Below are 15679 nucleotides of genomic sequence, written 5' to 3'. Positions count from 1 at the left end.
CAATACCGAGCAAACCGGATCGCTTACATATAATTGCACAACTTCGGCCCCGGATCTGCTGCCTTTATTTTTGATAGTGAATTTTGCGTGGATGATTTCATCCTTTTTATAGCTTGATTTATCTGTGGAAAGTTTGCTGACAGAAAATTCAGTATAAGAAAGCCCATAACCAAAAGGAAATTGCGGTTGAATTTTCTTGGTATCGTACCAGCGGTAACCAACCAGTATGCCCTCTTTATATTCGGCCGTAGCGCCTTTACCCGGATATGTATCCAGGTTAAACGCGGGTGAATCATGTAACGAAACCGGGAAGGTAAACGGCAGCTTTCCCGACGGATTGATGACACCTTTTAATACGTCGGCCAGTGCATTGCCTGCTTCTGAACCGTTAAACCACGACCAAACAATAGCATGGTTAGTTTTTTTGATTTCATTCAAATCATACGGAGCGCCGGCCATGATTACAATAATGGTGTTGGCATTAACGGCCGTGACCGCGTTAACCAAGGCCTGCTCTCCAAAAGGCAGTTCCAGGCTTTTACGGTCATGGGCTTCACTTTCATATTCACGATTGGACCCGATACATAAAATGGCGACATCGCTGGTTTTTGCAAGCGCTACCGCCTCATCAATCAGCTTTTGATCGGGCCGGTCGTAACCACGATTTTGTTCATCACTATTACTGGCCAGGTAGTTTGCTTTATAGCCCTGTGCAAAGCTGATGCTGGCCGTTTTACCAAACCTTGATTTTATACCTTCCAACGCAGTTACCTCATTTTTAGCTTTTACACCGGCGCCATACCCGCCTAAAGCAAATGTACGGATGGCATTATCGCCGATGACGGCGATGCTTTTAATATTACCTGCTTTTAAAGGCAATAAATGGTTGTCGTTTTTTAGCAGAACGATGGATTCTGTCGCGATATCATAGGCGGCTTTGGTATGCGCCGGCGTAGCGATAGATCCTTTGGGATGGTTAGTACTCATAGAGGTATGGTACATCACCCACAAAATCCTCCGCACCTTATCGTCAATTGCTTTTACCGGAACCAGGCCTTCCTTAACAGCTTTTAGTAATGGCTTAGCAAAATACCACTGGTCATACGGTCCGCTTGATCCCATCTCGATATCCAGCCCGTTGTTGGCCGCTGCAACGGTATGATGCGTCCCGGACCAATCTGACATGACCACTCCTTTAAAGCCCCACTCGTTTTTCAGTACTTTATTTAATAAAAAATCATTCTCGGAACACCAATAGCCATTCAGCTTATTGTAGGCCGACATAATGGTGTAAGCATTCCCCTGCTGTATCGCTGCTTTAAATGCCGGGAAATAGATTTCGCGCAAGGCCCTTTCATCAACTATAGTGTTTACGCTATCACGGTTAAGCTCCTGGTTATTGGCGGCAAAATGTTTTATACAGGCTGCCACATGCTGGCTTTGAATTCCTTTTACAGCCCCGACAGCCAGCAGGCTGTTCAAATATGGATCTTCCGAATAATATTCRTAGGTACGGCCGCAAAGGGGCATCCGGCAGATATTGAATGCGGGTGCAAGCATTACAATCTTTTTACGGGCATTGGCTTCCTCGCCTATAACTACGCCGTATTTATTTGCCATCGCGGGGTTCCAGGTAGCCGCTATGGCCGAACCATTTGGTAAAAATGTGGCCGAATCGGTTGTCCAGTTAGCAGAAGCCCAGTCAAAGCGTTTTATTTCTTCACGTACACCTAAGGGGCCGTCATCGCAGGTAAGTTCCGGGATACCTAAACGGCTTACGCCCGCCGAAGAAAATAACGCGTTGCCATGAAGCATTTCTATCTTTTCTTCCAGCGTCATTTTGCTGACGATGCTATTGATCTTCACTTTAAGCGCAACCTCGCTTTTGTTTTGTGCCGAAACGCCGCCGGCCACTAAAAATGCCATAAAACAGGCAATGGTATATTTCATACAATATTATTTCTTTTCTTTTTGCCGGTGCTATTTACCTGCGACAGCAATTTTCAACTTGTTGCTTGGGCCTACCCATATCCCACGTAGCGTATAGTTGAAATCTCATTCTGAAAGGTAACGCATCCCGTAATGTTCCAAACATTTTTGAGTGAAGCTCTTAATAAGTACCAAGCCCTCGTTAAGTGTTTTTTTCGATTCAGGCGATATGATAGGGTTGCTGAAGAAAGCAGGGTGCTCCTTAAGCAACATACCAATCGTATCAAAATTCTCTATCAAAGCTTTAATTTCACTTTCATCTAATTCCGGCGCTTTTGAAATCATTTGATTTTCCATATCATCTTTTTTTAACCAGGTATCATTTGCCACAGATATCGTCATGCGTTCAAATAGATCATTGTTGATTTCCTTCATGTTGAAAACAGAATTACTATAGTTAAAAAATGCCGGGGCCTCTCGGTAAAGGCCCCAGGCATCCACTTATATTCAACTAAAACTCTCTCTTATTTAATTTTAAAACTCCTGATCTTTTTATCGCAAAACTTAGGGTATTTTTAAAGCCCCGCCCCTCTTTTCAGCGGTGTCGGGCCTGCAGGCAATTCCCAAAAGAAAGGCTTAACCGCTTCACCCAATCGGCAGTAAAAGCCCGTTTTGATCGAACATCTACTTATAAATAGCAGCAATAAACCAGCAACCAGACTTAATAAAATTTCCATTCATCAAACAAAAAACCATCTCCTTTAAATACAAAATAGATATTCCCTACTCCTTTAGGTATGTTCAGTGCTATTTGTTTTGAGAGCGTAGTCCAGTCCTTCACATCACATGTAAGGGAAACAATAGCCGGGCCTTTAAGATTATTTACATAAACATCAATTCTACCTGTTCCTTTCACCCGGGCTTCGAATTTGGCGGGAACCTGTTTGCTAAAATCGGCTCCCCGCACCATGAGGCATTGTTTATCTATTGTTCCTTTGGCAACCATATTACCCTCACTACCACCATCTTCGAACTGAATTTTCCCCGAAGTGCCCGCAGTGGTTTCTGCTTGCTGAAGAACAAATGGATTTAATAGGCTAAGTTGTGACGGGCCTTTAAATGTTGCGCTGACCATGGGGAAAGTCACATCATTCCCTTCATCCACCGGTATGGCTTCTATACCCACATTACGAAAACCACCCTTAGTGTCAAAATAATCCTGTAAATACATGGCATGGTAAGTAATATAATATTTCCCGTTAAACTTGAACACGTGACTGTGATTGTTTGACAAAGGCCCCACGTTAACGTCGCCGGTATTCTTAAAGTAATTATCCCGATACTTCCAACTATCCGGATTTAAGGGTGTTTTACTCGTCATATAAGATATGTTGCACGCGGTTGGTTTAGCAATATTGCTATAAGGCCATTCAGTGCGTTCATCCCAATTTGTACAATAGCTATAAACCCAGGTCCCATTGATAAAGTTAAGGTCGCTGGCTTCATTAAAATAAGGAGCGGGTATCTTAGAAATATTGCCTGCCAAACTTATCATATCTGCTCCTAATTTGACGATTCGGGCATTATCCGGCATATACTTTGTCTTAGGCGTTCCGGCTCCAAAACTGAGCCAGCCTGTACCTTGGCCGTCAATCACAACTCCTGGATCGAATGGAACTTCGACATCTACACCGGGAACAGAGCGGTCGACTAAGTTCTTTCCTAATGGGTCTTTCCAGGGGCCAACGGGAGAGGTGGAAGTAAGCACGGCTGAGCCAGCACCGCTATTGGAGTAATACAAATAGAAGTGCGTCTTACCATCTGCTTCCAGCCTGGAGGTAATGGAAGGAGCCCAGGACTGAAAAGTCCATGGCGCCAGTATGGCTGTATTTATGAGGCCATGATAAGTCCAGTTGACCATATCATCGGAAGACATCATGACCAGTGTACGGATATACCCGTAACTATTTTTCCCATCCTTTCCTACCTTCTCAAACTGTTGATGATCATTCGTGGCGTACACATAAACTCTTCCATTGTATTCTATAGCTGTTGGGTCGGCCGTAAACATAAAATCTAATAAAGGGTTCGCATTATTGGTGAGAAGTTTCGGCGAAACTCTTGCGAATTTTGCTTCCAGGTCTTCATTAACCTCTAATTCTGGCTGTGTAACCTGAATTTGCTTGTCAGCACTATTCGGAGCTTTGATAGTCACTATCGCCTGGCGGGCAGCCCCCGTGTTGTTAGCGTTCGCGGTTAATTTAAGCGTAACATTTCCCGGGCCTCCCGATGACTGACTTATGGTTAACCATGGAACTGAAGTGTTGGCTGTCGCTGTCCAATTAACATTGCCAGTGATAGAGATATTAGCGCTACTTCCTCCCGGCTCAAAAGCAACTTGCAGGGAAGAAACAGTGAGTTGAGGTGGAGGCACAACCTGTTTCTTCTTACAGGCCAGGGAAAGCAATGTGGCCAAGAACAGTAAGCCTAAAAATATAACATAGCCCTTTTTCATATTATTATATTGTTCATTTTGGTTAATTTAATTTATCTTTTCACAATCAATACCAATCATATACGTTGAGCAAAAAATGGTACTGTCCAATCTCTTCACAGTACCGTTATTCCGGCAAACGCTTTGATCGAACATTATTTTTTACTTATATCCTTCCTTAAGTGCATTATACAAGGCTTGGTCCTTTATCACATTATTAGCTCTGTCAAACATATTACCTACCTCCCACCAGAATGGCAGAAGACCATTCACTTTAGCCGTCTTGGTTGCAAAAGTTGCCCAGTAATCCACAGACTTGTTGTGCATAGCCAGATCCTTAGGAACATTGTTGCCGCCGGGAGTCCGCCTCATGGATGCATATTCACCCAGTATCACAGGGATCCCTTTATCAACAAACTTCTCTTTCATCTTTTTGAATTCAGCAACAATCGCATCCTCTTCTCCAAAGGTGGCGTTGCGCTCCGGCTCAATAGTAGAATGATTCCCGGCCCCCCAATAGTAAACCATGTTGCCCCAACTTACATCTTCACCTAATATCGTAAACACAGCAGGCGTGTAGTCATGCACCTCTACCATCAACTTGTTAGGAATTTTGTCTGTTGGAAGCGTATTCATCAAATCATTAGTTTTGCTGGGATCAGTGTGGGGCCCCTGCACAACCAGCACCCGGTAACTGTTCCTGCCCCCGGTTGAGCGAACTGCATTGATAAATGTCTGGTGGTAACCATTGAGTATGGTCATCTGCCCGGCATTATCAGCCTTAGGTTCATTCGTGCTGGCAAATATAAGGTGCTCATCAAAATCACGCATAGTTGTAGCAATCTGCTCCCAAAGCGCTTTTTGCTTCGCATTAACGGAATCTTTCTTTACCACATTGACATTATCTTCCAGCCAGCCCCAATCCCCGTGAACATTCAGCATCACATACATATCATTAGCCACACACCATCCAACCACTTCTTTAACCCGGTTAAGCCAGGCAGGGTCGATTTTCGCTTTTGCCTGATCGCTTGAATGATACGTAAGCCAGCCACAAGGAATCCGTACAGAATTGAAACCTTGTTGTTTTACAAATTTCACATACGATTCGGTAAGCTTACTATTCTGCCAGTCGCCTTCGCCTGGGGATTCCATGGTATTGCCGAAATTTATTCCCATTCCCGTGCGCATTTTTGCCGCCAGTTGCACGGCTGTGCTGGTCATTCCGGTCATGTCTGGCGCCTTAGGCGATGTATTATAACCCGGGTATATGGTGGGGGCCTGGGTAACCGTCACTCTTCTTGCCTGGCCGTTGGATGAACTTATGTATAAAATAACAGAGCGGGTTGCTCCTGTGGAATTCTCAGATAATGTTGTTAAATGAATAACAGTGCTGCCGCTGTTACCCGATGTTGCGCTTAATTGCAACCACGAATAAGCAGGGTTATTGATGCTCCAATCGGCATTCCCAGAAATGGATATGTCCTGGGTACCTCCATCGGCCAAAAAAGTTATGGTCGATGCGCTAACTGATAGTTGCGGGGCCTCATTCTTGGTTTTTTTACAGGCTGCAATACTTATAAAAAATAAGCCAGCCAAAATATATTTAAAATGTGAAGTTTTCATACTGAAATATTAGGCTCAACGTATTCAACGTTAAGCGTTAACCCCATAAAATGAGGTAGTTGAAATTTACTTGATTTGAAGAACCTACGCGCTCTGCCGTAACCTCCCACTTCTTACAATATCCTATACGGCAATAATTTTAATCCAAGATTGATTTTTACTTATATCCTGCAATAATGGCATTTACCATCCGCTGGTCACTAGCCACATTATTTTTTCTGTCAAAACCATTACCTACCTCCCACCAGAATGGTAAAAGACCATTCGCTCTCATAGTTTTGGTCGAAAAAGTTAGCCAGTAATCCACAGACCTGTTGTGCATCAGCGTATCCTTAGGAATACCATTGCCGGATGTGGGAGTCCGTCTAAAGGTTCCATATTCACCCACTATCACAGGGATACCTTGATCAACAAACTTTTTCATCTTTCCAAGTTCATCAATTACCGCATCCTCTTCTCCAAAGGTGGCGTTGCGCTCCGGCTCAATAGTAGAATGATTCCCGGCCCCCCAGTAGTAAGCCGCTTTAACCCCAGGTAAATCTCCATCGTGTCCTAAATTAAATGTATAAGGCGAGTAGAAATGCACCTCAAGCATCATACGGTTAGGTACCGGGTCGTGAGGCATAGTAGTCATCAGTTGGGAAGTTATAATACTTTGAGCACTTGGCCCCTGCACAACCAGCACCCGGTTACTGTTTCTGCCCCCCGTAGAGCGAACTGCCTTGATGAATGTTTCGTGATAACCATTAAGTATGGCCATAATCTTGGCATCCCAACACCAAGGTTCATTCGCGCTGGCAAATAGAACGTGCTCGTCAAAATCGCGCAGGGTTGTAGCTATCTGTTCCCAAAGTGCTTTTTGTTTAGCATTAACAGAATCTTTCTTAACTTCGGTAATATTATTTTCCAGCCAGCCATTGTCCCAGTGAATATTCACCATCACATACATATCATTAGCCACACACCATCCAACTACTTCTTTCACCCGGGCAAGCCATGCCGGGTCAATTTTCGCTTTTCCCCGATCGCTTAAATGACCCCAGTTCCAGGCACAAGGAAGTCGTATCGCTTTGAAACCTTTTGCTTTCAAAAATTTTATATATGATTCGGTAATTTTACTATTCACCCACTCCGCTTCGGTTGGGGGTTCCATGGTATTGCCAATATTTATCCCCATTCCCGTGCGCATTTTTGCCGCCAGTTGCACGGCATTACTGCTCATTCCGGTCATGTCGGGCGCTATGGGCGACGTATTATAACCTGGGAATATAGTAGGGGCCTGAATAACTGTCACCCTTCTTGCCTGGCCGTTGGAAGAGCTTATGTATAAAATGGCAGAGCGGGTTGCCCCTGTTCCATTTTGCGATATTGTTGTTAAATGAATAACAGTGCTGCCGCTGTTACCTGATGTTGTGCTTAATTGCAACCACGCATAAGCAGGATTGCTGATGTTCCAATCGGCATTACCTGAAACGGTTATGTCCTGGGCACCCCCATTCTCATCAGCCGTAAAAGTTATTGTGGATGCACTAACTGTTAGTTGCGGGTCCTGATTCTTCGATTTTTTACAGGAGAATAAAGATATAACTGTAATAAGAGATATCAATATTGCAAATGAGTACTTAATTTTCATTTTGTCTTTAATCTTAGTTAATTAAAAAGCCCCACGGCGATATACTGCCGTGGGGCTGTAGGCTATTTGATTTTCACACACCTAATATTGTCAATAGCGACATAAAAACCAGTTGCAATTGACGAATTACTGAAATTTTGAAGGTACATATCATAAGGACCCGCACCAGTAGGCCCTAATAGATCGCTTATTTGAGTAATTGATACACCATCCCCTAATTGGTCAACTTTTGATTTGAAGTTAGTTAAAGGAATAATTACGGTTTGCCAACCTTTCGTTTTAAAAGCAGCGGTCTTATTTGAACCAGGAATTTTCCATGGCTCATAACGCGCAACATAAGTGTCACCTGCAAATCGAGTTTTAATAAGAAGAGTACCTCCATTCCATGGTTTAGCCACACTTATGTCAAATTGAAGAGCCCAACTTGAAGGAGGATCTGTAATATTTGCCACAGGTACCCAGTGATTACCCGTATTAGAATTACCCAATGGGATATCCTGCTTAGCACCGGCAGCTAAAACAGGATTATCTTTAGGACAATCAATAACCATCATCTGACTATGATCTTTTCCCATCGGACCATTAAATTGGGGATATTCCCACTCCCCGGTTAAACGTTCAAATTGGGCCCAGCCAAAACCAAAATTATCACCCCACTCAAAATCTCCTAAAAGACCTACTTTATCGTTATTTTGAGTATTTACTTTATTAACAGTAGAAGCCGTTCCATAACTGGTAACAATGGTCACTGGTCCACTTGAGTAGCTGTTCTCATTTGGAGCCGAAAACTTAACATAAGCGCCACGTGGACCTTCTGTGAAATTTGTAATAGTAGCACCGCCAAAAGAAATTGACTGGACAGTCTTAAGGTAAGCACCATAAACATAAACCGAATCACCAAGTTTGGGATTAACGTAGGAAATGCCATAAATAATCGGCTTCGCATTTATTGTATCAATGGCAATACCAGATTTAGTAGTTACTGTTATTAGCTTGTTTGATGTCGTTGCTGGCATCAAAAAGCCAAGGGAGTCCCCATGAAGGCTCGAGTTAAATTTGGGGATATCGGTGCCCCCATATACCAGTTTTTGAACCAATACTAAATTTGCACCAAAAAGATAAACCGAATCGCCCGGGTTGGCAAATACATCTGAAATGGCCCAAATAATAGGCGCAGGCGGACCTAATTTCAAAGAAAATTTTGTAGTACCTGCTGCCGTGGTATACTCTATAGTATAGAGTTTAGCAGTATCAACTTTTGAAAACAGAATGTTTGGTATTTGCACCACTGCGCTGGTGGGCGCAAATAATGTAGGGTTAAAACTGGCAGGAACTCCATTAAATGTGATTTGAGTTGCCTTTTGCAAATTCTGCCCGATTATAACCACATATCGTCCTGTTCCTCCAGACCAGCTGGGATCAGTTGCGGGGTTACCTGTACTCATAAGCGTATCCTTAGGTGATGCATTATACATCCTTACGCTTGTAATGGAAGGCGGGGCGCTGTTTGTTGTTACTTCCTTTTTACAAGCGGGCAGTAAGGCCACTATCACTAATAGCAGCGGCAAAAAAAACAGGCGGGCATTTAAAATCTTTTTCATAATAATATATTTTAACTATGTTAAATTAATAATATGGTACAGGTGGCTGAGCCAATTTAGGATCAGCTGTCATCTCCGATGCCGGAATTGGCAACGTAAATGAACTGATGGTTGCCGGCAACGCAGGTGCTACAAAGGTTGTATCCCTTTTGGCTGTCTTCGTTGCCTTGTCATATGTAAACGTCCCCCGTTTTTGGTTGTTAAGATTATTAACAGCTCCTTGCGGATTGTAATAAGAATACCGCACCAGGTCTATCCAATATTGTCCTTCAAAAACAAGTTCAACCCGTCGCTCTTTCAATATGGTGTTAAAGTCCAGCGATGTAACATGGTCTACACCTGCTCTTTCCCTAACAGCATTAAAGTACGTCAGCGCTTCGCCGTTTGAGGTTGAGGCATCGTTTCCTAAAATAGCTTCGGCATAAATCAAATACACATCAGCTAACCTTAAAACAGAATTGTGCTCCGGAGACGACCAAAAATCCATGGTCGGCGCGTTGTTATCTTTCTCGTTGCCAATAATGTGTTTTTTCATAGCCACCATGGTAGCGGTAAAGCCGCCGCCTGCCGCATTCAGCTCGGGATAATGTACACCGGTGAGAAACATACTCGCTTTGAGCCTTATCGAATCCTTTTCAGAATAAAGCTGATACAGCTCGTAATTGGGTGAAAAAGGTATCCATGCGCCATTCTTTCCGGGGTTGATATCACCGCTTGGCGAATAGGTTTGCCATGCATTACCGTTTGCGTAACCCGTACCGGCCTGCCATTGAAGTGCGAATAATGATTCGGGGCTATCATTAAATTGCGGTTTGAAAAGATTGTAATAGTTAGAAAACAGCGTCAATCCGCTATTTTTGCACACATTACCTGCATATTTTTTAGCGCTATCAAGCAAAGCCTGGTCGCGCATGCCACTTTTGCCTACGCCCGCCATCGTCAAATATACCTTGCCCAACATTCCCTGTGCCGACCAGGTTGTAACACGCCCTGTTTGATCGGTTTTTGGGAGATTTTGCGCTGCATAAGTAAGATCGTTGGCAACAAATTTATACACGTCCGAAACCACATTGCGGTTAAGTAAGGGATCTGACAACAGTTTAGCGTTGTCTTCTATAATTGGCACTGCACCCCAATAAACAGCCAAATGATAGTAGGCTATGGCGCGAATAAACCTGGCTTCGGCTATGGCAGCATTCTTGTCAGCCGTAGAAACAGAGGGATCGGCTTTTTTTATAGCACTGATAACTGTATTACATTGAGCAATAACATTGTACAAGCCTGTCCACCCGTTTGATATAATGGCGTTTTGGGGGGTAATAGTACGGGTATAAAGCTGAACGATATCGCCATTCCATGGGAATGTAGCGTTACCGCTTAATATATCGCCCACTGTTAACATGGCTTGGCTATGAAATAAGAACCAGTGCGAACCGCCATATAAGCTTGCCGTAGCCAGTCGCAGGTCGGTGGTGCTTTTGTAAAAATTATTAGAGCTGATCTGTGAGTTTGACGGGCGATCTAAAAAGCTCTTTTTGCACGCGGTAAATGCTACCGCTAATAGCGCGAAAACTAATATTTTATTAATTGGTTTCATAATATCTTTTTTGTTGGTGATTGCCTTATTTGCTAAAAGTTATGTTAGCGCCAATAGTAAATACCCTTGGCTGCGGATAATAACCGTTATCCCAACCCGCCTGAAGCGGATTCCATGACCCGATTTCAGGATCCATCCCGGAATATTTTGTTATGAGAAAAGCGTTGGTTACAGTACCGTATATCCGGAAATTGCTTACATGTATTTTTGACAAAACGCTTTCGGGCAAGCGGTAACCCAGCGTGATGTTCTTACACCGCAGGAATGAACCGTTTTCGATAAACAAACTATTAGAACGGTTATTGTCGTTGGTATTGTCGTTTCTTAAACCTACAACGGTTGTACCGGGGTTGGTAACATGCACGTTGTCAATATCAGATGCAGAACCGGCCGGATCGATCAGTTCTACCCTGGCGTATTCTAATACCTTTTTAAAATAGGCGGTATTGTTTTGCGAATTGGTTTGTCTTATCGATTGTTCATTAAATACTTTGTTGCCATAACTGCCACTCAGGAAGAAATTAAGGTCGAAATTTTTGTAGGTGAATGAGTTGTTGATACCAAACTGGAACTTAGGAATAGGAGAGCCTAAAAAGGTCTGATCTTTTGTGTCAATAATGCCGTCGCCGTTTAAGTCTTTAAACATACGGTCGCCGTACCAGATACCACCGCCTGAAGGCGAGATTGGATAAGTATTACCGCCCTGGTCAGCTGGCAAGGCGTGTGTTTTAAAATCTTTAGCGGTTGCGAAAACGCCGTCAAACACATAGCCATAAAACTCGCCTATAGATCTGCCTACTACAGTTTTTTCAACCACCTGGTTAATTGTGTATGATGTTTGGGCTAAGCTGGCGTCGGCGCCACCAGGGCCCAGGTTCAGCACTGTATTAACATTTCGTGATACAGTAACATCGGTTTTCCAGGTAAAATTTTTCGAACTAACGTTGGTACCGCTAACCCTGAAGTCAAACCCCCTGTTACGCACCTTACCAATATTGATATATGGTGCCTGCATAGATCCCGGTGACCATCCCGCTGTAGTACCGCTATATAAAGGAAGCGGAATTTTTAACAATAGTCCGCTTGTTTCGCGGTCATAAACATCCAACGAAAAACTTAACCGCCCGTTAAAAAACGCTCCGTCAAGCCCTGCATTGTAATAGTCTGTTTTTTCCCATGTTACGTCTTCGTTCGCCAGATTGTTTTGCCACTGCGCTATACCCGATAAACCATTAGCTATTGTTTGAAGCTGGGTTACAAAGGTATTGCCCGGTATGCCCTGGTTATTGGTAACCCCATAACCAAGCCTCAGCTTCAATTCATTTATAGATTTAACGCCTTTCAAAAACGCCTCGTTATTGATTTTCCAGGCAAATGCTCCTGAGTAAGTATTTACCCAGCGATTGGTGTGGAAAAAATTTGATGAACCATCGGCCCGTAAATTAGCGGTAACCAGGTATTTATCATCCCATGATACGTTGATACGGCCGAAATAAGATTCCTGCGCGGTGCCTGAACCATAATCGCCGCCATTTCTGGCTGTGGTACCATCACCCGAATTAATGGCCTGTACGTTATTTGAAGGGAAATTTGACCGATAGGCATATGCATTTTGAAAAGAGCCAACCTGCGATTCGTGCCCCGCCAATAAATTGACATAATACCGGCTGAAATTGTGGTTATAAGTTAAAAAACTGCGTATTACCGTATACTCATTTTGACCCATTGATGTTGAGCCATAATTGGTGTTGTTAACGGTTTTGCCGAAAGTATAAGTTGGTGTAAAATTATCTTCCGTGTTAAAATCGAAATTGCCCGACACTTCGTTTCGTAAAGACAGGTCTCTGGTAAATTGTACCTCGGCGTATAAGTTGCCAAATATCTGCTTTCTTTTTCTAAGGTTTTTTATGATTTCGGCCATAGCCACAGGGTTAGGAGTAGAAAGCACCCAACCATTTGTGTTACTAATACCACCCCATGAGCCATCAAGGTTTTTCACCGGGATATCGGGCGTGAGGTTTAGCGCCGAACCAATAACTCCCGAAGCTGTTGAATTTTGATTTTCGCTAACGCGGGCCAATTGAAGGCTGGTTCCAATTTTAAGCCAGTTAGTAGTTTTGTTATCTAAATTTAACCGTACCGAGGCTCTTGTAAAATTAGATCCAATGGCTATACCTTCCTGGTTAAAATAAGAGGCTGACAGCAAATACTGCGTTCTATCATCGCCGCCGCTCACGGTAAGGTTATGGTTGTTCATAGGAGCTTTGCGGAATAATTCCGCCTGCCAGTCGGTACCGGTACCTAAATACTTCGGATTGACAAATTCTGGTCTTATGTCAAAGCCCCATACTTGCCCTCTGGCATTAATGAAACCGGCATGGTCCTGCAGGTTCATTGTAGGAAGCCTTTTCGCTATCGCCTGATATCCTGAATAGAAATCATAGGTTATTTGCGGTGGTCCGGCTTTGCCCCTTTTTGTGGTAATAACAATTACACCATTGGTTGCCTGCGAACCGTATATGGCCGTTGCCGATGCATCTTTCAATACGTCTATTGATGCTATTTCGTTGGGATTGATGGCGTTTAACGGATTGCCGCCTTTACCCGGGTCACCTACCGGTGGGATAACAATACCATCAATTACGTACAACGGCGAGTTGGTGCCGCTTATTGACGACACACCACGTATCTGAATAGATACGCCGCCACCCGGCTGGCCCGACACTTGCTGCACCACAACCCCTGCAACTTTACCCTGCAGGGCCTGGTCAAAAGTAGTGGGTTGCGTTTGGCGCAAATCGGTTCCCGATATTGAACTTATAGATCCTGTAACGTCTTTTCTTCGGGCTTTAGCATAACCTACAACAACCACTTCGTTTAATTTACTGGATGTTGAATTGAGCCTGACATTAATTGCGCCAGCTTGCTTAACAGTTATTTCCTGTGGCGCATAGCCTAAAAAGTTAAAAACGACTACTTTGCCTGGTTCAGCGGCTATATTATAGCTACCATCAATGCTGGAGATAGTGCCCAGGCCTGTCCCTTTAATTTTGATGCTTACTCCTGGCATGGGCTGGCCATCGTCGGCGCTTGTTATTTTACCCGTAATACTTACGGTTTGTGCATGGGCAGATATATAAAGAAATATGCCCGCGATAATTAATGAAATTTGATATTTCACTCTCTTTTGTAAATTTTTATCCATCTTTTAAAAGGATTTAAGGTTTGATAATTGGTGCATTGGTGTTTGGTTAGTAATTAATTGGTTTTTCTCTCATTCATAATTTATTTTGTTATCGCATTTTAGTTAGCCCAAAAACAACCTTTGAAAACTACTTTACTGTTAGTTTCTTCACATGAAACAGCTGCCCGAACAATCAGTTAAAAAACTTCAGGTGCAGTCAGGCTCATGTTTACTAATTCAAAAAAGTTAACTGTTGGTCCTATTGGTTATTGGTGGAATATTGTTCAAAAGCAACGTGTTTAAATACATTACTTTGAGCTGATATTCCGGGGGATGAAACTATGATTGTTAAAAAGAAAGGACTACCGAATTTGATAATGAATACATCCCAAAATGTTAACCACTTTGTAAAATACTCAAAATCAATGTGTTAAATTACTTTAAACTACTCCACGGTCATGTTTCCTTTATTTTTTTGCAAAATATTGACTTCAATGACAACAATCGGGAGTAATTGGCAAGGCATAACGCGGACAAGAAGGGGCTGGCAATAATTGGTTAAATTTAATTAACTGTTCTTTTCTTCCAGTTTTTGTTGGCGAATTGAACTGACATAGGCAGAGGGTGGGATGTTATACTCATCCTTAAATGCTTTTGTAAAATATTTGGGCGAATTAAAGCCAACTTCGTAGCCAATCTGGCTGATTGTCATTTGGCTGGTCTCCAGCAAATACATCGCTTTTTTAAGTCTTATAGAACGGATAAAGTCGACAGGCGACTTACCCGTAAGCATTAAAACTTTTTTATAAAGCGATACCCGGCTCATATTCATCTTGCTGCTTAATTCTTTTACCGAAAGGCTTTCGTTTAATATATTCGATTCTATATATTCAACAATACATCTTAAGAGTTTTTCATCTTCATTTTCTAAAGGAGTTTCCTGCAATTGTACATCCATCTGCTTTTTGTACGTGCGCTTATAGGTGTCCCGAAGGGTTAAGATATTTTTGATTTTTGAAAGTAATATTTCGAAATTAAATGGTTTTGTCATGTAATCATTAGCGCCAATTTCCAGCCCCTTTATCTGTTCTTCGTCACCCGTTAACGCGGTTAACAGCACAACGGGAATGTGCGAGGTACGTTTGTCGTTCTTTAGCTTTTTACATAGCTCAATTCCCGTCATCTCGGGCATGCTGATATCACTTACAATAATATCCGGATGCTGAGATAGGGCCTTTTGCCAACCTTCTCTTCCGTTTGAAGCCTCGATTAAAAAAAATACATCCTTTAAATTGTCTTTCAGGTAAAAACGAAAATCATCGTTATCCTCAACCAAAAGAACTACCGGCTTTTTATTTGATCGCGGCTGTTTGACGACAGTTTTATCTTCTTTATGGGTAATCTCGTTTACGATGTCGTTATCCATGTCATCGTCTGATGGCAGGTCTTTATCCCGACCGTTATAGATAACAAACGGTAGTTTAACGGTAAAACAACTGCCGTGATCAGGCTCACTCTCAACTGTTATTTCGCCTCCGTGCATCTTCACAAACTCATGCGTAATTGCAAGGCCGATGCCGCTGCCCTGGTTAATCATCGACTCCGGAATATCGTG

The 15679-nt window shown here is 42.9% G+C and carries 9 protein-coding genes; all 9 read right to left on the bottom strand.

Features of this window, described 5'->3' with window-relative positions; translation table 11 throughout:
- Positions 1–1950, bottom strand: a 1950-nt coding sequence (locus AC1DXF_RS29065; RefSeq protein ID WP_477452191.1) for a glycoside hydrolase family 3 protein, incomplete at its 3' end; no start/stop codon positions are given.
- Between the two features lie 105 nt (positions 1951–2055).
- On the bottom strand, positions 2056–2364 hold the full coding sequence (locus AC1DXF_RS29060; RefSeq protein ID WP_477452190.1) for a hypothetical protein: 309 nt from the start codon (positions 2362–2364) through the stop codon (positions 2056–2058).
- Between the two features lie 286 nt (positions 2365–2650).
- Complete coding sequence (locus AC1DXF_RS29055) at positions 2651–4444, bottom strand: family 43 glycosylhydrolase (protein ID WP_477452189.1); 1794 nt, start codon at positions 4442–4444, stop codon at positions 2651–2653.
- 141 nt (positions 4445–4585) lie between these two features.
- Positions 4586–6049: a cellulase family glycosylhydrolase gene (locus AC1DXF_RS29050; RefSeq protein ID WP_477452188.1), complete on the bottom strand. Its 1464-nt coding sequence runs from the start codon at positions 6047–6049 to the stop codon at positions 4586–4588.
- Positions 6050–6206: 157 nt separating this feature from the next.
- A complete protein-coding gene (locus tag AC1DXF_RS29045) occupies positions 6207–7682 on the bottom strand; it encodes a cellulase family glycosylhydrolase (RefSeq protein WP_477452187.1) in 1476 nt (491 codons plus the stop codon).
- A gap of 62 nt (positions 7683–7744) precedes the next feature.
- Positions 7745–9283 carry a glycan-binding surface protein gene (locus AC1DXF_RS29040; protein WP_477452186.1) on the bottom strand — a complete coding sequence of 513 codons (1539 nt, stop codon included), beginning with the start codon at positions 9281–9283 and terminating at the stop codon, positions 7745–7747.
- A 25-nt stretch (positions 9284–9308) separates the two neighbouring features.
- Positions 9309–10880 carry a RagB/SusD family nutrient uptake outer membrane protein gene (locus AC1DXF_RS29035; RefSeq protein WP_477452185.1) on the bottom strand — a complete coding sequence of 524 codons (1572 nt, stop codon included), beginning with the start codon at positions 10878–10880 and terminating at the stop codon, positions 9309–9311.
- A 25-nt stretch (positions 10881–10905) separates the two neighbouring features.
- On the bottom strand, positions 10906–14085 hold the full coding sequence (locus AC1DXF_RS29030; protein ID WP_477452184.1) for a SusC/RagA family TonB-linked outer membrane protein: 3180 nt from the start codon (positions 14083–14085) through the stop codon (positions 10906–10908).
- 547 nt (positions 14086–14632) lie between these two features.
- The coding region (locus AC1DXF_RS29025; RefSeq protein WP_477452183.1) for a response regulator at positions 14633–15679 on the bottom strand (1047 nt) is incomplete at its 5' end.

It is taken from the genome of Mucilaginibacter sp. P2_A5 (genome assembly GCF_056404995.1).
Note: the sequence above shows the minus strand (reverse complement) of the source record. Positions and strands in the feature narration are given on the sequence as shown.

Coding starts and splice junctions, on each gene's coding strand:
- AC1DXF_RS29060 (WP_477452190.1), bottom strand. CDS start 2,364: ATGAAGGAAATCAACAATGATCTATTTGAACGCATGACGATATCTGTG.
- AC1DXF_RS29055 (WP_477452189.1), bottom strand. CDS start 4,444: ATGAAAAAGGGCTATGTTATATTTTTAGGCTTACTGTTCTTGGCCACA.
- AC1DXF_RS29050 (WP_477452188.1), bottom strand. CDS start 6,049: ATGAAAACTTCACATTTTAAATATATTTTGGCTGGCTTATTTTTTATA.
- AC1DXF_RS29045 (WP_477452187.1), bottom strand. CDS start 7,682: ATGAAAATTAAGTACTCATTTGCAATATTGATATCTCTTATTACAGTT.
- AC1DXF_RS29040 (WP_477452186.1), bottom strand. CDS start 9,283: ATGAAAAAGATTTTAAATGCCCGCCTGTTTTTTTTGCCGCTGCTATTA.
- AC1DXF_RS29035 (WP_477452185.1), bottom strand. CDS start 10,880: ATGAAACCAATTAATAAAATATTAGTTTTCGCGCTATTAGCGGTAGCA.
- AC1DXF_RS29030 (WP_477452184.1), bottom strand. CDS start 14,085: ATGGATAAAAATTTACAAAAGAGAGTGAAATATCAAATTTCATTAATT.